The 23083-nt window shown below is 30.1% G+C and carries 21 protein-coding genes; 15 read left to right on the top strand and 6 right to left on the bottom strand.

Features of this window, described 5'->3' with window-relative positions; genetic code table 11:
* The first annotated feature begins 92 nt into the window (after window positions 1-92).
* The 8 genes from F7018_RS17700 (at window position 93) to F7018_RS17665 (ending at window position 7563) form a co-directional block, all read left to right on the top strand.
* Window positions 93-647: an RNA polymerase sigma factor gene (locus tag F7018_RS17700; protein WP_150901438.1), complete on the top strand. Its 555-nt coding sequence runs from the start codon at window positions 93-95 to the stop codon at window positions 645-647.
* A complete protein-coding gene (locus tag F7018_RS17695; RefSeq protein ID WP_150901437.1) occupies window positions 640-1218 on the top strand; it encodes a hypothetical protein in 579 nt (192 codons plus the stop codon). The genes F7018_RS17700 and F7018_RS17695 overlap by 8 nt, the downstream gene beginning before the upstream one ends.
* Window positions 1199-2650 carry a hypothetical protein gene (locus F7018_RS17690; protein ID WP_150901436.1) on the top strand — a complete coding sequence of 484 codons (1452 nt, stop codon included), beginning with the start codon at window positions 1199-1201 and terminating at the stop codon, window positions 2648-2650. Before F7018_RS17695 ends, F7018_RS17690 begins: the two co-directional genes overlap by 20 nt.
* Before the next feature lie 110 nt (window positions 2651-2760).
* Window positions 2761-4242 carry a cysteine--tRNA ligase gene (gene cysS, locus F7018_RS17685; RefSeq protein ID WP_150901435.1) on the top strand — a complete coding sequence of 494 codons (1482 nt, stop codon included), beginning with the start codon at window positions 2761-2763 and terminating at the stop codon, window positions 4240-4242.
* A 5-nt stretch (window positions 4243-4247) separates the two neighbouring features.
* The gene (locus tag F7018_RS17680) at window positions 4248-4763 is read left to right on the top strand and encodes a GNAT family N-acetyltransferase (protein ID WP_150901434.1); all 516 of its coding nucleotides are present in this window, start codon (window positions 4248-4250) and stop codon (window positions 4761-4763) included.
* Window position 4764: 1 nt separating this feature from the next.
* Complete coding sequence (yidD, locus tag F7018_RS17675) at window positions 4765-5025, top strand: membrane protein insertion efficiency factor YidD (protein ID WP_150901433.1); 261 nt, start codon at window positions 4765-4767, stop codon at window positions 5023-5025.
* A 21-nt stretch (window positions 5026-5046) separates the two neighbouring features.
* Window positions 5047-5886 (top strand): prolipoprotein diacylglyceryl transferase, encoded by an 840-nt coding sequence (gene lgt / locus F7018_RS17670; protein WP_150901432.1) that lies wholly within the window; start codon window positions 5047-5049, stop codon window positions 5884-5886.
* Between the two features lie 165 nt (window positions 5887-6051).
* On the top strand, window positions 6052-7563 hold the full coding sequence (locus tag F7018_RS17665; protein WP_150901431.1) for a hypothetical protein: 1512 nt from the start codon (window positions 6052-6054) through the stop codon (window positions 7561-7563).
* Between the two features lie 42 nt (window positions 7564-7605).
* Here the strand turns inward: F7018_RS17665 and F7018_RS17660 are convergent, their stop codons facing one another.
* Both F7018_RS17660 and fumC read right to left on the bottom strand, forming a co-directional pair.
* Window positions 7606-8079 (bottom strand): nucleoside deaminase, encoded by a 474-nt coding sequence (locus tag F7018_RS17660; protein ID WP_150901430.1) that lies wholly within the window; start codon window positions 8077-8079, stop codon window positions 7606-7608.
* Window positions 8080-8166: 87 nt separating this feature from the next.
* Entirely contained in the window at window positions 8167-9567 is a 1401-nt protein-coding gene (fumC, locus tag F7018_RS17655; protein WP_150901429.1) for a class II fumarate hydratase, read from the bottom strand.
* Window positions 9568-9713: 146 nt separating this feature from the next.
* Here fumC and F7018_RS18590 point away from each other — a divergent pair, with 146 nt between their 5' ends.
* Window positions 9714-9887 carry a hypothetical protein gene (locus tag F7018_RS18590; RefSeq protein ID WP_167850394.1) on the top strand — a complete coding sequence of 58 codons (174 nt, stop codon included), beginning with the start codon at window positions 9714-9716 and terminating at the stop codon, window positions 9885-9887.
* 52 nt (window positions 9888-9939) lie between these two features.
* On the opposite strand, the gene F7018_RS17650 is transcribed toward F7018_RS18590, so the two are convergent.
* Both F7018_RS17650 and F7018_RS17645 read right to left on the bottom strand, forming a co-directional pair.
* Window positions 9940-10332 (bottom strand): hypothetical protein, encoded by a 393-nt coding sequence (locus tag F7018_RS17650; protein ID WP_150901428.1) that lies wholly within the window; start codon window positions 10330-10332, stop codon window positions 9940-9942.
* Window positions 10333-10441: 109 nt separating this feature from the next.
* Entirely contained in the window at window positions 10442-12880 is a 2439-nt protein-coding gene (locus tag F7018_RS17645; RefSeq protein ID WP_150901427.1) for a TonB-dependent receptor domain-containing protein, read from the bottom strand.
* Between the two features lie 231 nt (window positions 12881-13111).
* Between F7018_RS17645 and F7018_RS17640 the strand changes: the two genes are divergently transcribed.
* From F7018_RS17640 to F7018_RS17630, 3 genes are all read left to right on the top strand, one after another.
* Window positions 13112-13402 carry a S1 RNA-binding domain-containing protein gene (locus F7018_RS17640; protein WP_150901426.1) on the top strand — a complete coding sequence of 97 codons (291 nt, stop codon included), beginning with the start codon at window positions 13112-13114 and terminating at the stop codon, window positions 13400-13402.
* 140 nt (window positions 13403-13542) lie between these two features.
* Window positions 13543-14049 (top strand): hypothetical protein, encoded by a 507-nt coding sequence (locus tag F7018_RS17635; protein WP_150901425.1) that lies wholly within the window; start codon window positions 13543-13545, stop codon window positions 14047-14049.
* A gap of 243 nt (window positions 14050-14292) precedes the next feature.
* Window positions 14293-14649, top strand: coding sequence for a hypothetical protein (locus tag F7018_RS17630; protein WP_150901424.1), 357 nt, complete (start codon window positions 14293-14295; stop codon window positions 14647-14649).
* Window positions 14650-14968: 319 nt separating this feature from the next.
* Here the strand turns inward: F7018_RS17630 and yidC are convergent, their stop codons facing one another.
* Window positions 14969-16843: a membrane protein insertase YidC gene (gene yidC / locus F7018_RS17625; protein ID WP_150901423.1), complete on the bottom strand. Its 1875-nt coding sequence runs from the start codon at window positions 16841-16843 to the stop codon at window positions 14969-14971.
* 191 nt (window positions 16844-17034) lie between these two features.
* The gene (locus F7018_RS17620; RefSeq protein ID WP_150901422.1) at window positions 17035-18648 is read right to left on the bottom strand and encodes a CTP synthase; all 1614 of its coding nucleotides are present in this window, start codon (window positions 18646-18648) and stop codon (window positions 17035-17037) included.
* Between the two features lie 229 nt (window positions 18649-18877).
* Between F7018_RS17620 and rpmH the strand changes: the two genes are divergently transcribed.
* The 3 genes from rpmH (at window position 18878) to F7018_RS17605 (ending at window position 23080) form a co-directional block, all read left to right on the top strand.
* Window positions 18878-19039 carry a 50S ribosomal protein L34 gene (rpmH, locus tag F7018_RS17615; RefSeq protein WP_093871631.1) on the top strand — a complete coding sequence of 54 codons (162 nt, stop codon included), beginning with the start codon at window positions 18878-18880 and terminating at the stop codon, window positions 19037-19039.
* Between the two features lie 106 nt (window positions 19040-19145).
* On the top strand, window positions 19146-21998 hold the full coding sequence (gene carB, locus F7018_RS17610; RefSeq protein ID WP_150901421.1) for a carbamoyl-phosphate synthase large subunit: 2853 nt from the start codon (window positions 19146-19148) through the stop codon (window positions 21996-21998).
* A gap of 173 nt (window positions 21999-22171) precedes the next feature.
* The gene (locus F7018_RS17605; protein WP_150901420.1) at window positions 22172-23080 is read left to right on the top strand and encodes a LytTR family DNA-binding domain-containing protein; all 909 of its coding nucleotides are present in this window, start codon (window positions 22172-22174) and stop codon (window positions 23078-23080) included.
* Window positions 23081-23083 lie beyond the last annotated feature (3 nt).

Below are 23083 nucleotides of genomic sequence, written 5' to 3'. Positions count from 1 at the left end.
GAAAACGAAATAATGATGTAAATTTAGAAATAAAATTTAGCAAAAATGCAACACTAGAAAAAAAGTATCGTCTTTAGTATAAGAAATCAAAAATGAAACCAACTAAACAGCTACATCAATCAGTAATAGATGCATGTAAAAACAATGATGCAAAAGCACAAATGCAATTGTATGATTTGTATTGCGAAGCTATGCTTACAATTGCAAGTCGTTATGTAAAAGATGCTTATGTAGCTGAAGATATAATGCAAGAGGCATTTATAAAAGCGTTTAAAAATATTCAATACTATAAAGAGGAAGTTGCTTTTGGAGCTTGGTTAAAAAAAATAGTAATTAATCAGAGTATAGATTGGTTAAAGAAAAAGAAAGTAGAGTTGATTTCTATTAATGATGAAGTAACCACAATGGTAGATGATGATAATGAGGATTGGAATGTGGCAGCTACAATATCATATCAACAAATAGTAAATTGTATAGAAAAATTAAAAGAAAAGTATAGAGTTGTATTAACCTTGTTCTTGTTAGAAGGTTACGACCATAGAGAGATTTCACAAATATTAGGGATTTCAGAAGTAACCTCCAGAACACATTTGTTAAGAGGTAAGAAAAAAGTACAAGAACAATTAAAAGCAGTACATCATGTCTAAAAAAGATATTAGAGAAATATTAAAAGAAGATGTTGAGAAACGATCTGAATTGTCAGCAAATCATAGATTGCGTTTTCAACAAAGATTGATGGAAGAATTACACGAGAAACCATCAAAGAAAAAGTCATATCAATGGCTATATGTTGCAGCATCTATAGTTGTACTTTTAGGTTTAGGAATTAAATTTTATCCTATTGGAGGAGGTGAAATAGTTGAACCTACTATTATTGATAAGTCTAATTCTATAGATAATCAAATTAGTTTAGGAAATGTTTCGCCAGAGTTAAAAACCTTAGAAACATATTACGTAAATACGATAAACTATGAATTAAGTCAGTTAGAATTAACTGAAGATAATAAAGAATTATTTGATGGTTATATTACTAAAATAGGTGAATTAACTAAAGAATATAAGTCGTTAACCGAAGAGCTCAATAAAAAAGGAGTTAACGATGATACTATCAATGCATTGATTGGAAATCTGCAATTGCGTTTACAGCTGTTAAAACGTATGCGAAAACAATTAAAAGAATTTAAAAATCCAACTCAAAATGACATTCAAACGATTTAAAATAAGTGCTTTAGTTTTACTGTTTACTACGGCAGTATCCGCACAGAAATACAATAAGAAATTTAGTGAAAATTTCAATACTAATAAAGATGTAGTTGTAAATATTAATGCTTCAAATGCAGAGATAGATGTGTCTACATGGAACAAAAATGAAGTTTCAGTAGAAGCTGTTATAGAAGTAGAAGGGCTTGAGAAAAAAGAAGCTGAAAAGTATTTAAAAAATTGGGGATTTGAAGCTTTAGGAAATAAAAGCAAGGTACAAATTAGTGCTAATAAGAATAGATTTCATTCCATAGGAAATGATAATATTGTATACTTTAATTCTTCTGGAAATAATTTTCCAAAGATATATGAACTTCATAATGATAATGACGACGATATTATCATAATTCCAGAAGTAGACAATATAGAAATTCCAGATGTAGTAATTCCAGAAATTAACTTTGAAGAGATTGCTTTTGGTGTAGAGCTTGAGGAGTTTGATTTTGATAAGTATGCTAAAGATGGAGATAATTATTTTTTTCAATGGAAAGATGAAACAAATGATATTACTATAAAGTCTAAAAAAGAGTGGGAAAAGTTTAAGAAAAGTAAAAAGTATAAAAAGCTTAAAAAGAAACTGAGAGAAGATAGGAATAGATTAAATAGAAAAAGAAAGAGAGAACTTTTAGAAGCAAAAAAAGAAGCATTAGTAAGAAAAAAAGAATTAAAAGAAAAAGCTAAAAAAAGAGAAAGAGATTTAAGATTAATGATAATTGAATCTAAAAGAAATAAATTGCTTAAAAAAATGGGTAAAAACCCATCAAGTTATAGTTATTCGTATTCAACAGAAGGAAATGATTTTACGATAAATGGGAAAAAAATAAAAGTGACTAAAAAGATCGTTATCAAAGTACCAAAGAATGCTACTTTCGATTTAAATACACGTCATTGTAAAGTCAAATTACCAAAAACGAAAGCTTCAGGAAAAGTAAGTTATGGTACTTTCAAGGCAGATGTATTAAATGGAGGAAAGTTAAATGTATCTTATTCTCCAGTAAATATAAATTCATTAAACGCCTGTACGTTGTTCTTAAATAATGTAACCGATGCTCATGTAGCATCGGTTGCTAATACAACTTTAGATACAAATTCATCTGGAGTAATAGTAGATAATATCTATGATAATGTAGAGTTGATTAACAAATTTGGAGAGTTAACAATCAAGAAAATACATCCTAATCATAACAATTTTAAAGTGTTTTTAAATTATTCAAGTGCTGGGATAAATATATTAGATATGCAAGGAGAACTAAAATTTGATGTTAGCGATAATATGAGAACTTTAGAAAATGGAGATTTAAAATTTAATGGTGATTTTATAATTACTTCAAAAAATAAAACTGTAGAAATTAAAGGGAAATACAGTCAACTAACCTTAAAAAAACAATAATTTATAGTAAAAATAATTACTTTAAATTTTTATAAAATTGCTAACAAATTCTTTTTCATTATTCTTCATAAAGTGACTATCTTTAGCATCTGTTAATAGTCACTATTTCTATGAAATTATACGAAGAAAATCAACTAAAAATATATAACTCTTTAACAAAATCTAAAGAGCTTTTTAAACCAGTAACCGAAGGACGTGTAGGAATGTATGTATGTGGTCCAACCGTATACAGCAATGTACATTTAGGAAATGTAAGAACATTTATGTCTTTTGACATGGTGTTTCGTTATCTGTTACATTTAGGGTTTAAAGTTCGCTACGTTCGTAATATTACCGATGCAGGTCATTTAGAAAGTGATGCAGATGTAGGAGAAGATAAAATTGCGAAAAAAGCACGTTTAGAAGAGATTGAACCTATGGAGGTCGTACAACGTTATACGGTAGACTTTCATAAGGTAACTGCACTTTATAACTTTTTACCTCCAAGCATAGAGCCAACAGCAACAGGTCATATCGTAGAGCAAATAGAAATGATTAAAGAAATCATGGATAAAGGATTAGCTTACGAAGTAAATGGATCTGTGTATTTTGATGTTTTAAAATATAATGAAACAAGTCATTATGGAATTTTATCAGGGAGAACTGTTGAAGATGCAATTCACAATACAAGAGCATTAGACGGGCAATCGGATAAGAAAAATCCACAAGACTTTGCACTTTGGAAAAAAGCAGATGAACGTCATATTATGAGATGGCCTTCTCCATGGAGCGATGGTTTTCCAGGTTGGCATTTAGAATGTTCAGTGATGAGTTCAAAATATTTGGGAGAGCAAATAGATATTCATGGTGGAGGAATGGATTTAAAATTTCCGCATCATGAGTGTGAAATTGCTCAATCACATGCATGTTCAGGAGTACAACCAGTTAATTATTGGATGCATGCAAATATGCTGTTGTTAAATAGTCAAAAAATGGCTAAGTCATCTGGGAATTATATTCTACCAGAAGCTATTTTAACAGGTGAGAATGATATTCTTCCTAAAGCTTTTAGTGCTGGGGTAGTAAGGTTCTTTATTATGCAAGCGCACTATAGAAGTATTTTAGATTTCTCTGGAGAAGCAATGTTAGCTTCAGAAAAAGGATTTAATAAGTTAATGGAAGCTATTAAGAACTTAAAAGGAATTAATGCAGATAAAGTAACTTCTGAGTTTGATGTAAAGGCATGGAAACAGAAATGTTATGATGCCATGAATGACGATTTTAATACTCCAATTTTAATTGCGCATTTATTTGATGCTGTTAAATTTATAAACTTATTAAAAGATAAAAAAGCAACTATTTCTTCTGATGATTTAGAAGAATTAAAAAATACATTAAATGCTTTTTGTTTTGATGTTTTAGGATTAGTTTCAGAAACAAATCAGCAGGATACCAAAACATTAGATGGTACTGTAGAATTATTAATTAAGTTACGTAAAGAGGCAAGAGAAAATAAAGATTGGGCATTATCTGACCAGATTCGTGATGAGTTATTGGCTTTAGGTGTTCAATTAAAAGACGGAAGAGAAGGAACAACTTTTACAATTAATTAAGAGTTATGGTTTTTCAAACTGAAAGACTAGTAGTTAAAAAAATTGAAGAAATTCATAGAGATGAGTTTGTAGAACTTTTAACTGCTGAAGAAATAATAAGCGCAATTCCTCAAGAAAAGCCTTCGGAAGAAAATATTGAAATGAAATTTCAAATAGCACTTTCTTTTGATGGAGATATAGAAGGATATGAGATTAGTCTTTTGGGAGTTTTTGAAAAAAATAAAAATGAATTAATAGGTTTAGCAGGTTTTCTTACAAATGATGAAGAGGAGAGAGAATTAGGATATCGTTTTAGAAAAGATTTTTGGGGTAAAGGTTATGCCACAGAAATTACTAAAGAAATGATTAATCATTCTTTTTTATCATTAAAGTTTGAAAAAATAACAGCAGATGTTTGGGTGGAAAATATTCCATCTAATAAAGTGTTGAATAAGTTTTTAAAACCAGTTAAGGAATTTTATAATGAAAAAGATAATTGTACGGATAGACGATATGAATTATTAAAAAAGGATTGGCAGTAAGTTGAAAAAGATTTTAACATATCCGTTTATAATGTTGGTTCGATTTTATCAGACTGCAATTTCACCATTTACACCAGCAACATGTAGATATTCTCCAACATGTTCAAGTTATACAATACAAGCTTTACAAAAGCATGGATTGTTTTATGGAGGTTGGTTGGCATTAAAAAGAATATTCAGTTGTCATCCATGGGGAGGAAGTGGTTATGATCCTGTTCCAGAAAAAAAGAAGAATAAAAGTTGTTGTTCTAATGAGCAATAAAGACAAATTAAAATTATATAAATGAATTTTTTATCAATAGTATGGGATTTAGATCCTGAAATCATAAAAATTGGAAGTTTAGGAATACGCTGGTATAGCCTAATGTTTGTAGCAGCATTTGTATTAGGACTTCGTTTTATGAAGAAAATTTACATTAATGATAATATTCCAGTAGAAAAATTGGACCCGTTATTTATGTATGTATTCGTTTCTATGTTAATAGGAATGCGTTTAGGAGATGTTTTCTTTTACAGTTGGGATTATTATCAAAATCATTTAATAGAAATAATTTTACCTATTAAAAAATTAGCAGATGGTTCATGGGAATTTACTGGATTTACTGGATTTGCTAGTCATGGAGCAGCAATAGGTATTCCAATTGCTATGTACTTTTACGCTAAGAAACATTTACATAAACCTTGGTTATTTATTTTAGATAGATTAGGAATTATGGTAGCTTTATCTGGTTTCTTTATTAGACTAGGAAACTTCTTTAATTCAGAAATTTATGGAAAGCCAACTGGAAGTAGCTATGGAGTTATTTTTAAAAGGGCAGGTGAAACAGTACCGTGTCACCCAACTCAATTATATGAAGCATTTAGTTATTTAGGACTGTTTTTTGCACTTTGGTACTTCTATTGGAAAACAGATAAAAAGAATCAGTCAGGTTTCTTATTTGGATTGTTCATGGTAGTTTTATGGTCGTTGAGGTTCTTTATAGAGTTTTTAAAGAAACCACAAGTAGAAGGAAGAGAAGACTGGGTATTGAATTCTTTAAATACAGGACAGGTATTAAGTATTCCACTAATACTGATAGGGTTTTGGTTAATGTTTAGAAAAACAACTAAAACAGAAGCATAAAATAAAATTAAAGCCAGTCAAAAATGACTGGCTTTTTCGTTAGATTATTTTCTAAATCCTAATATTTCTTTTTTCACAACGTAAAATTAGGGTTTCATGACATTTTTTTAAGACGCTGTGTCAAAATTCAATAATTTGTTAGTAATTAACAAAAACTAACCAATTATGAAATTACTATTAAAACAAAATTTAATAGCAGTACTCATTTTGAGTGCTATTATTTTTACTTCATGTAAAAAAGAAGAAAAAGAGTTAAAGAAAGAGAAGGACAAAATAGCTTATAACGAGAAGTCAAATGCGAGTTTGTGTATGAGCGATTGGTTTCCTCATGAACAAACACCTCCACCAGAAGAAGGAAAAGGAAGTCCTTTTGATGTATCTAGTACTACAAATAGAATTTTTCATCAATGGTCTTGGCAAAAGTTTTTATGGTTAACAAAACCAACTATTGAAGTAGATTTAATTCCTATAATAATCAGAGGAGAGCCAGATCCAATAGTCATTACTAAAAAATTACCTTTATTCTTAAATCCTCAAAGAATGCATCAGGTAACTTCACATTTAGATGATGTTCCATTACAAAATGGAGTTGCAGTGATGTTGAGTGATACTAAACAAGCTGGATCTTCAGGAATATTAAAAACTAATCCAGTATATAATAAAAAGAATAATAAAGCAGAAACGGTTTACTATTCAATTCATGTAAGTCCAATATTTAAAAAAGCTGCAACTAAGTTTAAAGATTCTATTTTAAACGGGACATTATCGAAAGATAATTTATCGTCTTTTCCAGTTGGTTCATTAGAATTAAAAGTTTCTTGGGTAGCTAAATCAGCGATTCCAGAAGATAAAATAGACGATTATTATACAACAGTAGCAGGAATTAGTGAAAACGGAGTAGATTATGTTAATACAGAAGTAGCGTTATTAGGAATGCATGTTGTAGGAGTTGTAGAAAATCATCCAGAGTTTATTTGGGCAACTTTTGAACATACAGATATGGCTCCAAATTATGACAGAGGAGAGGATAAAGCAAGTTCTTCAACAGAGAAATTGTTATTTGAGAAAGGAGAAACCTCTGGTATAGCAGGTATAACTTGGGATACATTAACAAAACAACCTGTTTTAAAAAGTAAGGCTTTTGATTTATTTCAATATGGAGTTCCAAGAGATAGTACGGGAGCATTTATGAAGAATACGAGTCAAGAAGAGCCTTTAAACTTTGAAAACATCAGAGATATTAATGCTTGTGTAAAAGGGCATTTAGAAAAAGAAAAAGGACCTTGGAAAAACTATTTTTACAATGGTTCTATTTGGATAGATACTGATGGATTTACGCCAGAACAACAAGCACAAATATTAGTTGGATTAAGAGGAGAAGTATCTAGTGCTTATCCTGGAGCTTTCGCTAGAGGATCGTTAAATTGTGCAAATGTTACTATGGAAACATTCACTCAAACTTTTCAGGATAAATTGTCGGAAGTTAATGTAGGGAATTTAGCGAATTGCTTTAGTTGTCATAATGCAGTGAGCTATACTAAAAATAGCTCGCCTATTTATATGAGTCATATTTTTGATGCTTATATAAAACGAGCAGAAGGAAAAACATTTAATGAGGTAGAAGCAATGAAAGCGAAACAAGAAGTAGAGGAGTTTATTAGATTTCAATTAGAATAGAAGCTAAAAAAAATCCCTTGTACATATTACAAGGGATTTTTTTTAATATTCTATTTTGTCTTGCTTTTCAGTCCATTTTTGGAATGGCTCTAAAGCAATGTCACGTCCAATTTGCTCAAAAGGAATACTTCTTTTTTCGTATGGTAATGGAATTTCTTTGTAAATAAATTCATCATCAAAACCAATATTAGCAGCATCTACTTGATTACTTCCGTAATATACTTTATCAGGTCTAGCCCAGTAAATAGCACCTAAACACATTGGGCAAGGCTCACAAGAAGTGTATACTATACATCCATCTAATTGGAAAGAACCTAAGTTTTTACAAGCATCTCTAATAGCCGTAACTTCTGCATGTGCAGTAGGATCATTAGTAGAAGTAACTTTGTTATTTCCACGTCCAACAATTTCACCATCTTTTACAACGATACAACCAAAAGGTCCACCTTCGTTATTTTGCATTCCACGTAAAGCTGCTTTTACAGCTTCACTCATATATTCTTCGTGTTTGTTCATCTTCATTATCTTTTAATATGGTTAATTCTTTTCGCTAAAAAAAGCCGCAAAAATTGCAGCTTTTAAGTTTTGTACAAAAATACAGTTTTATTTTAAACTTCCAGTCATGTCTTCTGGTTTTACCCATTCGTCATATTGCTCGGCAGTTACATACCCTAAATTAATAGCTTCTTCTTTTAAAGTAGTACCATTAGCATGTGCTGTATTTGCTATTTCAGCTGCTTTATAATATCCTATTTTAGTATTTAAAGCAGTAACTAACATTAATGAGTTGTTTACTAATTCAGTAATTCTTCCATGATTAGGCTCAATACCAGCAGCACAATTAACATCGAAAGACACACAAGCGTCTCCAATTAATTGAGCAGATTGTAATACGTTAGCAGCCATCATTGGTTTAAATACGTTTAACTCGTAGTGCCCTTGAGTACCACCAACAGTTACGGCAACATCGTTACCCATAACTTGTGCACATACCATAGTAATAGCTTCTGCTTGTGTTGGGTTTACTTTTCCAGGCATAATTGAAGAACCAGGCTCATTTGCTGGAATAATAATTTCTCCAATTCCTGATCTAGGTCCTGAAGCCATTAAACGAATATCATTAGCAATTTTATTTAATGAAACAGCTAATTGTTTTAAAGCTCCGTGAGTTTCAACTAAAGCATCATGTGCAGCTAAAGCTTCAAATTTATTTTCTGCAGTAACAAACGGTAATCCCGTAAATTCAGCAATATATTTTGCTACTAATACATCATATCCAGCAGGAGTATTTAACCCAGTTCCCACAGCTGTTCCTCCTAAAGCTAACTGAGATAAGTGTTCTAAAGAATTTCTTAAGGCTTTTAAACCAAAGTTTAATTGTGCAACGTAACCAGAAAATTCTTGTCCTAAAGTTAAAGGAGTAGCATCCATTAAGTGTGTACGACCAATTTTTACAACATCTTTAAAAGCTTCAGATTTTGCTTGTAAAGTATCGCGTAATTGTTCAACTCCTGGAATTGTAGTTTCTACAATTTTCTTATATGCAGCAATGTGCATTCCAGTAGGGAAGGTATCGTTAGATGATTGTGATTTATTTACATCATCATTTGGTTGAATAGTTTTTTCACCTTCACCAATTACTTTTCCTGCAATCTCGTGTGCTCTATTAGCAATAACTTCGTTACAGTTCATGTTTGATTGAGTACCCGAACCAGTTTGCCAAATGACTAAAGGAAACTGATCATCATGCTTACCTTCTAAAATTTCATCACAAACTTGCGCAATTAAATCACGTTTTTCTTCTGCTAAAACACCTAATTCAGCATTGGTATAAGCAGCAGCTTTTTTAAGATATGCAAATCCGTATACAACTTCTAAAGGCATAGATCCAGCAGGACCAATTTTAAAATTATTACGAGAACGTTCTGTTTGTGCTCCCCAATATTTATCAGCAGGAACCTCTACTTGTCCCATGGTATCTTTTTCGATTCTATATTTTGTCATTATAAAATGATTTAAAAGGCTTTAAATTAACGAAATCCAAAATTACAAATTCTTATAGTTTTTAGTAATGATTTTTATCAGATTTTATTGGATGAAAAGAAAAATAGTTTTAATTTTGTCGCGTAACAAATTATTAATAGGAACAAATGTTAGATTTTTCAGAATTTTCAGGATTAGTATTATTCATGTTTATTTTTACAACTGGATTTTGGTTGTTAATTTTCTTATTAACATTCGTAGTTCCTTACTGGATTGGTGGAACTATCTGGGAGAATTTAAAATTAAAGAGAGAAGCTAAGAAGGCTGCTGAAGGTAAGTAAGCTTTCTAAATACTATAAACAAAAAGGTTCGCATATTGCGAACCTTTTTGTTTTAAAATTGATTTCTTCTATTTCCGTTTCTTTTTCCTCTAGGTCGCTCTTTTCTCTTTTTCTTTAATTGTTCTTTCATTATTTTTCTGAATTCAATTATTTGTTCTTCATTTAAAAACTGACTTAGTTCCTTTTCTTGTTTTAAATTAAGCTCTCTAATTTGAATTCTTTTTTCTTCTTTAGGCATTTCTTGGTTGTGCAAAGCTCTTTTTTGTTGACTGTATTTTACTACAACCTCTTTAACCATTAAAAGTTGAATATTATCTAGTTTTAATTTCTCTTGAACTTTTTCGAGTTGTTGGTCAATTCTTTTTGTTAGGTTTTCTTGTTGTTGTGAAAAAACATTAGCAAGAACTAAGAAAACAAATAGGCCAGTTAAAATGATTTTCTTCATAAATAAATCTTTAGTTTTTAATTAGACCTTTGGAATAGCTATGGGTTTATTTAATGAATGATAAAGTGTTGTTAAAAAAAAAGAGGAAACTAATTGTTTCCTCTTTTTTTTATCCACCAAATTCTTCACCACCACCATCGAAATTTCTTTGTGGTCGTTCTCTTTTTTTCTTTTGATTGAATCTATATGTAAAACTCAATGATATTTGACGTTCTCTCCATTGAAAATCTCCTTCAGAAATAGTACTAGGGTTTTCTCTACTTCCAAAATACGTAGTGCTTTGACGTTTACGAGAATTGAATAAATCGCTTACATTTAAAACTAAAGAAGCTTTGTCTTTAAAAATGTCTTTACTAAAAGATAAATTGGTAACAAATACACCATCTCTATCGGTTTGTGCAGTAGCTCTTGGTCCACGATACATTATACGAGTTTGCCATTGAATTTTAGCAGGTAAAGTTATTCTCGAATTAAAACGTGTAAACCAACTACTTTCATTTACTTCATCTAAAATGGTTGTTACTTGTTGTCCGTTGGAAGCTGTATATACATATGTAAAAGCATCTGTGTTAAATTTAAAATAATTAAAAGAAGCAGAAAAGCGAGCCCATTTTGCTGGAGAGTAATTGGTAGTAAACTCAAAACCATAACGCTGCTCATCATTTAAATTTACTGGCTGCCTAACAAATACATTAGTACCATTTCTTACTTCTACAATAGATACAGGTCTAATTAAATCTGTTGAATTTTGATAGTAAATAGAAGCACCTAAATTAAACTTGCTAATTTTTGTATTATAACCTAAATCATAAGAACTGGTAAAGGTTGGAGTTAAATCTGGATTTCCTCTAAATATATTAGTAGGAGAACTTCTACTTTCAAAAGGGTTTAAAAACCAGTGACGTGGCCTTCTTAGTCTTCTACTATAGCCTAATGTAATATTTTCGTTGTCGTTAAGCTCATATCCTAAGTTTACAGTAGGAAACCATTCAGTAAAATTTTTATCAGATGTTTGATTGGTAGTAATAACATCCAAATCAATATCAGTAATTTCAGTTCTTAAACCTAATAAGTATGAAAACTTATTTATTTTGCTACCAAACTGTGTATAAAAAGCATAAATGTTTTGTTTGAAGTTAATAGCATTAGATGGATCAAAATTATTAGTAGGATCTAAAATATTTACTTTAAAATCTGAATTTAAATCTTGTAACGTTGTTTTATGTCCAAATTCAAACTGACTGTTTTCTCCCATAGGTAAAACATAATCAATTTGTAAAAGTTTGTCTTTTGAAGTGGTTATTTGAGAGTTGTCTTCAATTAATATTCCATTTGATGTAATAGGAGATAGCTCAGTTTCATCGCTTTCACCATATTGCAAATCGATTGTTAACTTTTGTCCTTTACCATCAAAATTGTTGGTATAATTTATAGAATATTGTTTGTCTGTTCCTTTTTCATCTTCGTCTTCAATACGTAAAATTTTTCCAGGATTTTTAAACATTATCTGTTCAATATTGTTTGTAGCTACATCATCACCTTTTGAGTCTCTATAGAAAAAAGAACCAGTAATAGAGCTGTTTTTGGTTAGGTAATATTCTAAACCTAATGAAGCATTGAAATTTTTATTCTTTCTATCAAAAGTTCTGTCTTCAATTTGTATACTATCTATGATGTTATCGTCACCTAAATAAGAAAATTTAGAATAAGAATTCCCTGGACCTTTACGATAAGAATATCCAATGTTAGAAAATAAATTAATCTTTTTAGTACGATAGTTAAGATTCGGAGAAAGTCTGAATTGATCTGGGTTACCAACGGTAAGATTCACAGAACCATTAAACCCTGTAATTTTCCCTTTTCTAAGAATAATATTTAAAATTCCCGCAGTTCCTTCCGCATCATAACGAGCAGATGGAGCTGTAATTACTTCTACTTTTTCAATAGCTTCAGCAGGTAAGTTTCTTAAAGCATCGGTTCCAGTTAAGCCAACTAAAGCAGATGGTTTTCCATCAATAAGAATACGGACATTTTCATTTCCTCTTAAACTAACAGCTCCTTCAGCATCTACATTTACAGAAGGAACATTATCTAAAACATCAGAGGCATTTCCTCCTTTAACAGTCATGTCTTTACCTACGTTATAAATCTTCTTATCTAAACGAATTTCTACTGTAGATTTTTCTGCAATTACTTCTACTTCTTCTAAAGTCTCAGTATCTTCAGATAAAGTAATAGTTCCTAGATTGGTGTTTTGAGATAGTTTTTGGTTTGGAAGTGTTTTAGTTTTAAATCCAATGAATTCAATTTTTATAGCATATTCACCTTTTGGAACTTGAATGTCAAAATTTCCTTTAGGGTCTGTAATCCCTCCAGTTACTCGTTTGCTTTTTACATGGGTAAGTACAACAGTAGCGTATTCTAACGCTTGCTTTGATTGCGTTTCTATAACAGTTCCGGATAAAGAAACTTTTGGTCTTTTCTTTTTGGGAGCTTGGGCAAATAAACTTATTGAAAATAATAAGAATAAGTAAGTGAAATATTTCATGTTTGTATTTAATTAAGACCTATTAGACTGCGAAGTTCTTTAATGGTTTAAAGGGATTTAGTTAAAGGAATGTTAAATAAAAAGTAATGGGATTTCATACTAATATTTTGAAATGAACTTTTCTATTTTTAGAGTTGTATATTGGAATTAATTTAAACATTAAATAATGATATGTTTTATGTGTTAGATTTTAATGAATTTAATAAAATAAACTAGTTTTCAGCCTTTAGAATGACAAATAAGAGAACAATAGCAAATTGGGAGAAATTAAAACTTGAAATTCAAATAGGTGATATTCTTTATGGAGAAGTTTTTAAAGTTGAGCCTTATGGAGTATATGTTGATATAAATAAAGATTTTTATGGAATAGTTTTAGCTCCTTACATAGGAAAAAGAAACATTAGTCTAGATGAATTTCCTAAATTAGGTGAGAAATTAAAGGTAATGGTCATACATTTTTCTGAGTTTAATGGAGAGTTTACTTATGTAAGTCTTAGTATGAAAAAAGATGATATTCATTAGTTAATATATGAGTGAATTGGAGAGAAAACCGTGTGTTTACTTTGTTATTATTATATCTACTTATACTTTTAGTGGTTGAAGTAGTAAGTCTATTATCTATAAGGTAATTATGAATATGAAAACTGTTATAAGTTATAAATATGAATAAAAAATGTTTTTATTATTTAATGTTTTTAGTGCTTTTTTTAGGTTGCAAAAAAGGCGTGCTTTCAAAAGAGAAAAAACATTTTCTAAGTAATCTTTCAGATAGCGTTTTTATTAAAGATGAGATTAAGTTTTATAAGTTTCACTTTAATAACAATTTTGATAATTTATTTTTTAGTTTGAAAAATGATACATTATTCTGCTATGATTCAAACAAGGACTTCTACGACATTTTTATTATTTTAAATGATAAGGAAAAAAGATATCTATCTTGGATAGGAAATGATTATAAATGTGAGTTGATTGGAACACAAAAAAACAAAAGTGAAGATTTGTATTTTTTTAAATTTGATACAATTAATGATGATTATATAGATGTCGTTAGTAGAAGAAAATATCCTAGGAAAATATTCAAGAGTATTAAATTTTCAAAAATTAATGGTTTTATTGAGTTTAATATTTATGATAAAATTAAAGATTCAGTGCACTTAACATTGGAGTAATATTGATAGAGGAAAGTATTTGTAAGAAATATTTTAAATGAGAAAGGAATATAGTATAAAATAAGTAAAAATTGTAAGATAACGTAAACTGCTTTACGTTTCTTTCTAAGAAAGTTTTTGTGTTTTAATATGGCTTACAAAGTATAATATTATAAAATTTAATAAATGAGAAGATTTTTATATGCTTTTTTAGGGGTGATTTTTCTTTACCTTACTAGTTATTTTTTTTGGGGTAAAAAAAATATGGCGTTTGATATAATAAATAATGAAGAAATTGAGTATTTAGGGAATAGAGATTCTATAAATGTCTTTCTTTTTATGAAGAATATTAATAAAGATTTTAATAATGAAATAGATAATTTGTTTAAGAATAAAGGCTTTACAACAATAAATATATATCATAATCAATTTGTTAAAGACGAAGAGAGTTTAAACTATATTATAGGTTTAAACTTAAATAAAAAGATTACTCCTTTTATAATGTTAACTCATAGAAAAATAAGAAAAGCACCAATTATTACAAATCATTGGGAATGTGTTTATATCTGGTTTTTTTATAAGTGGATAAGGGTATATAGACATGATGTTTTATTGTTGTAGCTTCACTTATATCTAGTTAGTTTGTAATTAAAGGCAATTAAAACTAGAATCAAACTACCTTAATGTTAATTAAGGTAGTTTTTTATTTCAGCGAAGTTCGCATGAAGGTTCGGCAAAGTTTTTATTGCATTAGCGAAGTCCGCTGATGATATCAAATAGATTTTGGTTTCACTCAGTATGATTATGGAGTGTAGCCTAAAAATTGATAAACTAAGTTTTACATAAGATTGATATTATGCTTCACTTGCCAGTTTATTAAATAAATAAACCCCGTTTAAATTCAATTTAAACGGGGTTTTTATAAAACTTAATAGTTTGTTTATTTCTTACCTTTAGCACGTTGTTGAGCTGCTTGTTGCTCTTGTGCTTGCTTCATAGCATCATCTAAACGTTGTCTAAATTTACTTTTAGCTTTCTCAGGTCTCTTTTTGTTTTCTTCAATCTGAGCGTGAATCTTCTTTTCGTCAATTACATAGTTTTTAATTACTAACATAATTGCAATGGTTAACAAGTTAGAGATAAAGTAATATAAACTTAATCCACTTGCATAGTTGTTAAAGAAGAATAACATCATAATAGGAGAGAAGTAAATCATATACTTCATCATCTTACTCATATCAGGCATACCTTCTTGTGGTGGAGCTTGCATATTTGCTTGTTGACTTTGGTTCATTCTCATGTAAAAGAAAATAGCAACAGAAGCTAATATTGGGAATAAACTTACGTGATCTCCATAAAAAGGAATACTAAATGGTAATTGGAAAACAATATCATAAGAAGATAAATCATTAGCCCATAAGAAACTTTTTTGTCTGAAATCTATATTCGTAGGGAAAAATCTAAATAAAGCAAAGAACACAGGCATTTGAAGTAATGCAGGAATACAACCAGACATCATACTTACTCCAGCTTTTCGTTGAATCGCCATAATTTCTTGTTGACGCTTCATTGCATTTTCTTTTCCTGGATATTTTTTATTGATTTCCTCCATCTCTGGACGAATCACTTTCATCTTAGCACTTGATAAATATGATTTATAAAGTACAGGAGACATGATAATACGAACTACAATTGTCATTAAAATGATAATTAATCCGAAGTTACCAATAAACCCTTTTAGCATATTAAATACAGGATAGAATATAGTACGGTTTAAGAAACCAAAAATTCCCCAACCTAAATCTGTAATTTCATCTAAGTTAGTACCTTTATATGTACTTAATAAGTTATAATCAGTAGGTCCGTAAAACCACTGCATGTCATAGTTTAATTCCCCGTTAGTTAAAGCTAAAGGAGTTTTTAAACTATATGTTTTTGTAAATACACTATCTTTTTCTTCTCCTGCAAAATCAACAGATTTTAAACTAGCACTGTTAAAAGGAGTTTTTGAAGATAATATAGAAGAGAAAAAGTGTTGCTTGTAGGCTACCCAATCAATATCACTTACAGTTTCATCATCGTTCATCTGTAAGTATTCAACTTCATCATCAGCTTTGTAATAATAGTATGAATACATGTTTTCGGTTTTTAAACTTTTTTCATGTCTAAAACCTTTTAAGCTCCAATCTAAATTAATGGCTTGTGAACTATTAATTACATTACTTAATCCTTGAGAACGTACAGCAAAACCAACGCGGTAATCACCTTCTTTCATTTCATAACGGTATTCTAAAAACTGAGTTTCAGAAACCTTTAATTTCATAGAAAGAACTTGAGTATCTCCGTTTTTAGTTAAAGTAGGAGTAAATAATAAGTCTTTTGTGTTTAAAATACGATTGTCAGTAGTACCAAAATTAATATTGAATGAAGCATTCTTGTCTTTAACTAAGTACAAAGGAAGAGAATCGTATGTTTTGAAGTTTTTAATTAAAGCTTCTGTAATTTGTCCACCTTTATTATCAATCGTTAATTTAACAAGTTTATTTTCTATAGAAGTAGTACCTTCTTTAGTTGTAGAGGCACCATAGGCAAAAGCTCCTAATTTATTTTTTAAAGCAATTTGTCTTAACGAATCGTTTAAGATAGCAGTGTCAGCTACATTATTTTGCGCTGAAGATACTTGCGTAGTTTGTTCGGTTTGAGCAGTTGTTTCAGGTGTAACTTCAGGCTTGCGGCTATTCATCCACCAAAGCATGATTCCTCCTAATAAAAGCATTCCTATAAAGGAATTAAAATCAAATTTTTTTTGTTCCATTGATTATGTGTTATAATGTCAACTTGTCATTTTTTGTTTTTCTGATAATTGAAAAACCCGACAAATGTAGTAAAACCCTACAGATTTTATGATGTTTTACTGTGATTAATTTTGATATACGTTATAGTTCAAACAGTGTTCCAATTTATTTCAAAAAAAATCCTGCAATTAAAAATTACAGGATTTAAAATTTATTTTTTCGATTGTTGTAAAGAAGCTTTAATAAAGCTTACGAATAATGGATGTGGGTTTAAAACCGTACTCTTATATTCAGGGTGGTATTGTACACCAACAAACCAAGGATGTGTAGGTATCTCAACAATCTCTACCAATCCAGTTTTTGGATTTATACCTGTAGCTTTCATACCAGCTGCTTCTAATTGTTCTTTATAATCATTATTATACTCATATCTGTGACGGTGACGCTCGCTTATTAATTCAGATTTATAAGCTTCAAATACTTTAGAATCCTTTGTAATTTCACAATCCCAAGCACCTAAACGCATTGTACCACCTTTTTCAGTAACGTCTTTTTGCTCTTCCATTAAATTAATAACAGGATGCGCTACTTTTTCGTTCATTTCTGTTGAATTGGCATCTTGCAATCCTAAGATATTACGAGAATATTCAATAACAGCCATTTGCATACCTAAACAAATACCTAAAAAAGGAATGTTGTTTTCACGAACATATTGTACAGCAGCAATTTTACCTTCAATACCTCTATCACCAAAACCAGGAGCTACTAAAACACCGTTTAAACCTTCTAGTTTACTAGCAGCATTTTCTGGAGTTAATTCTTCAGAGTGAATCCAACGAACTTTAATCTTAGCTTTGTTAGCAGCACCAGCGTGAATAAAAGCTTCTGTAATTGATTTATAAGAATCGTGTAATTCAACATACTTACCAACTAGACCAATCTCAAGAGTTGCAGTTGGATTTTTATGACGCTCAATAAACTGATTCCAAGCTTTTAATTTCGGTTGTTTACGAGTAGATAAGTTTAATTTATCTAAAACAACATAATCTAAACCTTCTTTAAACATTAAGTTTGGAACATCATAAATAGTTTCTGCATCTAAAGATTGAATTACATCTTGCTTTTTAACATTACAGAATAGTGCTAATTTACGTTTAATGTTGTCGTTTATTTCATGCTCAGAACGACAAACTAATATGTTAGGACTAACACCACTTTGCATTAACATTTTTACAGAGTGTTGCGTAGGTTTTGTTTTTAACTCACCAGCAGCAGCCAAATATGGAACTAAAGTTAAGTGAATAACAATAGCATTGTCTTCACCTAATTCCCATTGTAATTGACGCACAGCCTCTACATATGGAAGTGATTCAATATCACCTACCGTACCTCCAATTTCAGTAATAACAATGTCATAATCGCCAGTATTCCCTAAAATTTGAATTCTGTGTTTAATTTCATCAGTAATATGAGGAATAACCTGTACTGTTTTTCCTAAAAACTCTCCTTTACGTTCTTTGTTTATTACCGATTGGTAAATTCGTCCAGTAGTCACATTATTAGCCTGTGATGTAGGAATATTTAAAAAACGCTCATAATGCCCCAAATCTAAGTCGGTTTCAGCTCCGTCGTCCGTAACATAGCATTCACCATGTTCGTATGGATTTAATGTTCCTGGGTCAATATTTATATATGGATCAAGCTTTTGGATGGTTACAGAATAGCCTCTTTCTTGTAGTAACTTAGCTAAAGAAGCAGCTATAATTCCTTTTCCTAGTGATGAAGTTACGCCTCCTGTTACAAAAACGTATTTAGTGTTGTTCATGGTATTGTTAGGTTTGGGCAAAAGTAAGAAGTCTAACAATTCGAACAAATAAAAAAGATAAAAAACATCTGTAAAAATTACTTAATTTAGCAAATTGAAAATATTTTTTAAAAAAATAATAATAGGGTTTGCCAGTCAAAAAAACTGTTGTATATTTGCCCACGCTTTTAGCAGACGGAATTTCAAAAAGCAAAATATAATTTAAAGAAGATTTTTAAAAATATAAATAATGCCAAAAAGAACGTACCAACCATCGAAGAGAAAAAGAAGAAACAAACACGGTTTCAGAGAAAGAATGGCATCTGCTAATGGACGTAAAGTATTAGCTAGAAGAAGGGCTAAAGGAAGAAAGAGTTTGACTGTATCTTCAGCTCCAAGACCAAAGAAATAATGATTAACTATTGTTAATTAGATAAGGTGTTACTATTTTTTAGTAACACCTTTTTTTATACCTAAACAATTTTTACTTTTACCAATACAACACAATAAACAACAAAATGCCTAAAAGACAAGACCTTAAATCTATTTTAATCATCGGTTCTGGACCGATCGTTATTGGACAAGCCTGTGAATTTGACTACTCAGGTTCTCAATCCTTAAGATCTTTAAGAGAGGATGGAATTGAAACAATTTTAATCAACTCTAACCCTGCAACAATTATGACAGATCCTTCAATGGCTGATCATGTATACTTGTTGCCTTTAACAACAAAATCAATAATTCAAATTTTAAAAGAGCATCCGCAAATTGATGCAGTTTTACCAACAATGGGAGGTCAAACAGCATTAAATTTATGTATCGAAGCTGATGATAAAGGAATTTGGGAAGATTTTGGTGTAAAATTAATAGGTGTAGACATTGATGCTATTAATATTACTGAAGATAGAGAGAAGTTTAGAGAATTGATGCTACAAATTGATGTACCAATGGCACCACAAGCTACAGCTACATCATTTTTAAAAGGTAAAGAAATAGCACAAGAATTTGGTTTCCCATTAGTAATTCGTTCTTCTTATACATTAGGTGGAGCAGGAGCTTCTATTGTATATGATCCAAATGACTTTGATAAATTATTACGTAGAGGATTGGAAGCATCTCCAATTCATGAGGTAATGATTGATAAAGCAATGATGGGATGGAAAGAGTATGAGTTAGAGTTATTACGTGATAAAAATGATAACGTAGTTATTATTTGTTCTATCGAAAATATGGACCCAATGGGAATTCATACAGGGGATTCAATTACAGTAGCTCCAGCAATGACGCTTTCTGATAAGACATTCCAGAAAATGCGTGACATGGCTATTAAAATGATGCGTTCTATTGGTGATTTTGAAGGTGGATGTAATGTACAGTTCGCAGTTTCTCCAGATGAAAAAGAAGAAATTATTGCCATTGAAATTAATCCACGTGTATCTCGTTCTTCTGCTTTAGCAAGTAAGGCAACAGGATATCCTATTGCAAAAATAGCTACGAAGTTAGCAATTGGTTATAGCTTAGATGAGTTAGATAATCAAATTACAAAATCTACATCGGCATTATTTGAGCCAACATTAGACTATGTAATTGTAAAAATTCCACGTTGGAACTTTGATAAATTTGAAGGTTCAGACAGAACTTTAGGTTTACAAATGAAAGCTGTTGGAGAGGTAATGGGAATTGGACGTTCTTTCCAAGAAGCATTACACAAAGCAACACAGTCGTTAGAAATTAAGCGTAATGGTTTAGGAGCTGACGGTAAAGGATATAAAGATTATAATCAGATTATAGATAAATTAACCAACGCAAGTTGGGATAGAGTTTTTGCTATTTATGATGCAATAGCAATGGGAATTCCTCTAAGTAAAATTTACGATATCACTAAAATTGATATGTGGTATTTAAAACAATATGAGGAATTATACCACTTAGAAAAAGAAATTTCTACATATACAGTTGACACTTTAGATAGAGAGTTATTATTAGAAGCTAAACAAAAAGGATATGGAGATCGTCAGATTGCACATATGTTAGGATGTTTAGAAAGCCAGGTTTATAAATTACGTGAGGAATTAAAAATTAAACGTGTTTATAAATTGGTAGATACTTGTGCTGCTGAATTTAAAGCACAAACTCCATATTATTATTCAACTTTTGAGAATGAGGTTGAAACGGCTGATGGTGAGAAGTTACCAGCAAACGAAAGTGTAGTTTCAGATAAGAAAAAAGTAATTGTTTTAGGATCAGGACCAAACAGAATTGGACAAGGAATTGAGTTTGATTATTGTTGTGTACACGGAGTTTTAGCTGCTGCTGAATGTGGGTATGAAACAATTATGATTAACTGTAATCCAGAAACAGTTTCTACAGACTTTGATACGGCAGATAAATTATATTTCGAACCAGTTTTCTGGGAGCACATATACGATATTATTAAGCACGAAAAGCCAGAAGGAGTTATCGTACAGTTAGGAGGTCAAACTGCATTAAAATTAGCAGAGAAACTTACGAAGTATGGAATCAAAATATTAGGAACTAGTTTTGAAGCTTTAGATTTAGCAGAAGATAGAGGAAGTTTCTCAGAGTTATTAAAAGATAATAAAATTCCTTATCCAGAATTTGGTGTAGCTGAAACAGCTGATGAAGCTTTAGCTTTGGCTGATGAATTAGATTTCCCAATTTTAGTTCGCCCATCTTATGTATTAGGAGGACAAGGAATGAAGATTGTAATTAATAAAGAGGAGTTATTAGAGCACGTAGTAGATTTATTACGTAAAATTCCTAATAATAAATTATTGTTAGATCATTATTTAGAAGGAGCAATAGAAGCAGAGGCAGATGCTATTTGTGATGGAGAAAATGTATATATCATAGGAATCATGGAGCATATTGAGCCTTGTGGAGTGCACTCTGGAGATTCTAACGCAACCTTACCAGCGTTTAACTTAGGAGAGTTAGTGTTAGAGCAAATTAGAGAGTATACCAAAACAATCGCTTTAGCTTTAAAAACAAAAGGACTAATCAATATTCAGTTTGCAATTAAAGACGATAAAGTATACATCATTGAGGCAAACCCAAGAGCATCTCGTACGGTACCATTTATAGCGAAAGCTTATAAAGAGCCTTATGTAAACTATGCAACAAAAGTGATGTTAGGAGAGAAGAAGGTAACTGATTTTAAATTCAATCCACAACTAGAAGGATTTGCAATTAAACAACCAGTATTCTCGTTTAACAAATTCCCGAATGTAAATAAGAAGTTAGGACCAGAAATGAAGTCTACAGGAGAAAGTATTTTATTCATAGATTCATTAAGAGATGATACTTTCTATGATTTATATTCAAGACGTAAAATGTATTTAAGTAAATAGACTATACAAATACAATATATTAAAAAGAGGTGATTTTTATAATGAAAATCACCTCTTTTTCATTATAATTAATTGAAAAAATATGTTTAGGCTTTCATATAAAAAAGTAAAGCTTGTATACTATTTTTGAATAGAAACTGTTTTAAGTATGATCAAACTTTTAAAATACAGAAATGAAAATACGACAGTTTCTAAATATACCTTTCCAGTTTTTTAATACTAATAAAGAAAAGTGGTTTTATGTATCAAGTAGCTCTATATTTTTAATGCTTTTTGTGTTGATTTATCAACCTTTTGGAATTTATGAAGTATTGAAAAATAGTCGTTATAATATTGTAGAGCTTTTGTTGTTGTTGTTATTCTTTTCATGTGTTATATTTTTAGTTTTAGCATTCAGTCAATTTGTTTTACGAAAACAGTTTTTGGTTAAAAATTATACTATCAAATATTTCTTGAAGTGGTTTTTTATTGATGTATTATTAATAGTGTGTGTTACTACAATTATTGATTATTTTATTTTCGAAGAAGATGTTATTACTATTGATAATATTATGAGAGAAATGTTTTTTTACTCGTTTTTAACATATTTTAGTTTATGTATAGTGCTATTGTATCCTGTAATGGGAATACTAGTATACACGTATTTAAAGCAGTTGTTAAGTGATAAGGTTACTTTAGAAAAAGATTTGACAGTTATTAAGGAACACTATAAAATAGCTTCTGGAAATGAAGACTTAATAAAGGTATTAGATGAAAATGATGTTTGTAAATTAACAGTAGCCATTAATACTATTTATGCAATAGAATCTCAAAACCAATATATTTTAATAAAGTATTTGAAAAATGGAAGATTGATAGAACAAAGTGTAAGAACACGTTTTTCTAAAGTTTTAAATGAATTAAAAGATTTTCCATCTCTAATAAAGTGTCATCGATCTTACGCGGTAAATTTGATGAATATAGAAAGTTTAAAATACTTAAATCAAAAACCAAATTTGATATTGGGGAGTCCAGAAATGATTAAAATACCAGTTTCAAAAACTTATTTAAAGGATATAAAAACAAAAATTTCATTGTATTAAAAA

The organism is Tenacibaculum aiptasiae (assembly GCF_008806755.1).
Classification (GTDB): Bacteria; Bacteroidota; Bacteroidia; order Flavobacteriales; family Flavobacteriaceae; genus Polaribacter; species Polaribacter aiptasiae.
Note: the sequence above shows the minus strand (reverse complement) of the source record. Positions and strands in the feature narration are given on the sequence as shown.

Excerpts from the sequence above, each read along its gene's own strand:
- F7018_RS17700 (WP_150901438.1), top strand. The coding sequence starts at position 93 with ATGAAACCAACTAAACAGCTACATCAATCAGTAATAGATGCATGTAAA.
- F7018_RS17695 (WP_150901437.1), top strand. The coding sequence starts at position 640 with ATGTCTAAAAAAGATATTAGAGAAATATTAAAAGAAGATGTTGAGAAA.
- F7018_RS17690 (WP_150901436.1), top strand. The coding sequence starts at position 1,199 with ATGACATTCAAACGATTTAAAATAAGTGCTTTAGTTTTACTGTTTACT.
- cysS (WP_150901435.1), top strand. The coding sequence starts at position 2,761 with ATGAAATTATACGAAGAAAATCAACTAAAAATATATAACTCTTTAACA.
- F7018_RS17680 (WP_150901434.1), top strand. The coding sequence starts at position 4,248 with ATGGTTTTTCAAACTGAAAGACTAGTAGTTAAAAAAATTGAAGAAATT.
- lgt (WP_150901432.1), top strand. The coding sequence starts at position 5,047 with ATGAATTTTTTATCAATAGTATGGGATTTAGATCCTGAAATCATAAAA.
- F7018_RS17665 (WP_150901431.1), top strand. The coding sequence starts at position 6,052 with ATGAAATTACTATTAAAACAAAATTTAATAGCAGTACTCATTTTGAGT.
- F7018_RS17660 (WP_150901430.1), bottom strand. The coding sequence starts at position 8,079 with ATGAACAAACACGAAGAATATATGAGTGAAGCTGTAAAAGCAGCTTTA.
- fumC (WP_150901429.1), bottom strand. The coding sequence starts at position 9,567 with ATGACAAAATATAGAATCGAAAAAGATACCATGGGACAAGTAGAGGTT.
- F7018_RS18590 (WP_167850394.1), top strand. The coding sequence starts at position 9,714 with ATGTTAGATTTTTCAGAATTTTCAGGATTAGTATTATTCATGTTTATT.
- F7018_RS17650 (WP_150901428.1), bottom strand. The coding sequence starts at position 10,332 with ATGAAGAAAATCATTTTAACTGGCCTATTTGTTTTCTTAGTTCTTGCT.
- F7018_RS17645 (WP_150901427.1), bottom strand. The coding sequence starts at position 12,880 with ATGAAATATTTCACTTACTTATTCTTATTATTTTCAATAAGTTTATTT.
- F7018_RS17640 (WP_150901426.1), top strand. The coding sequence starts at position 13,112 with ATGACAAATAAGAGAACAATAGCAAATTGGGAGAAATTAAAACTTGAA.
- F7018_RS17635 (WP_150901425.1), top strand. The coding sequence starts at position 13,543 with ATGAATAAAAAATGTTTTTATTATTTAATGTTTTTAGTGCTTTTTTTA.
- F7018_RS17630 (WP_150901424.1), top strand. The coding sequence starts at position 14,293 with ATGGCGTTTGATATAATAAATAATGAAGAAATTGAGTATTTAGGGAAT.
- yidC (WP_150901423.1), bottom strand. The coding sequence starts at position 16,843 with ATGGAACAAAAAAAATTTGATTTTAATTCCTTTATAGGAATGCTTTTA.
- F7018_RS17620 (WP_150901422.1), bottom strand. The coding sequence starts at position 18,648 with ATGAACAACACTAAATACGTTTTTGTAACAGGAGGCGTAACTTCATCA.
- rpmH (WP_093871631.1), top strand. The coding sequence starts at position 18,878 with ATGCCAAAAAGAACGTACCAACCATCGAAGAGAAAAAGAAGAAACAAA.
- carB (WP_150901421.1), top strand. The coding sequence starts at position 19,146 with ATGCCTAAAAGACAAGACCTTAAATCTATTTTAATCATCGGTTCTGGA.
- F7018_RS17605 (WP_150901420.1), top strand. The coding sequence starts at position 22,172 with ATGAAAATACGACAGTTTCTAAATATACCTTTCCAGTTTTTTAATACT.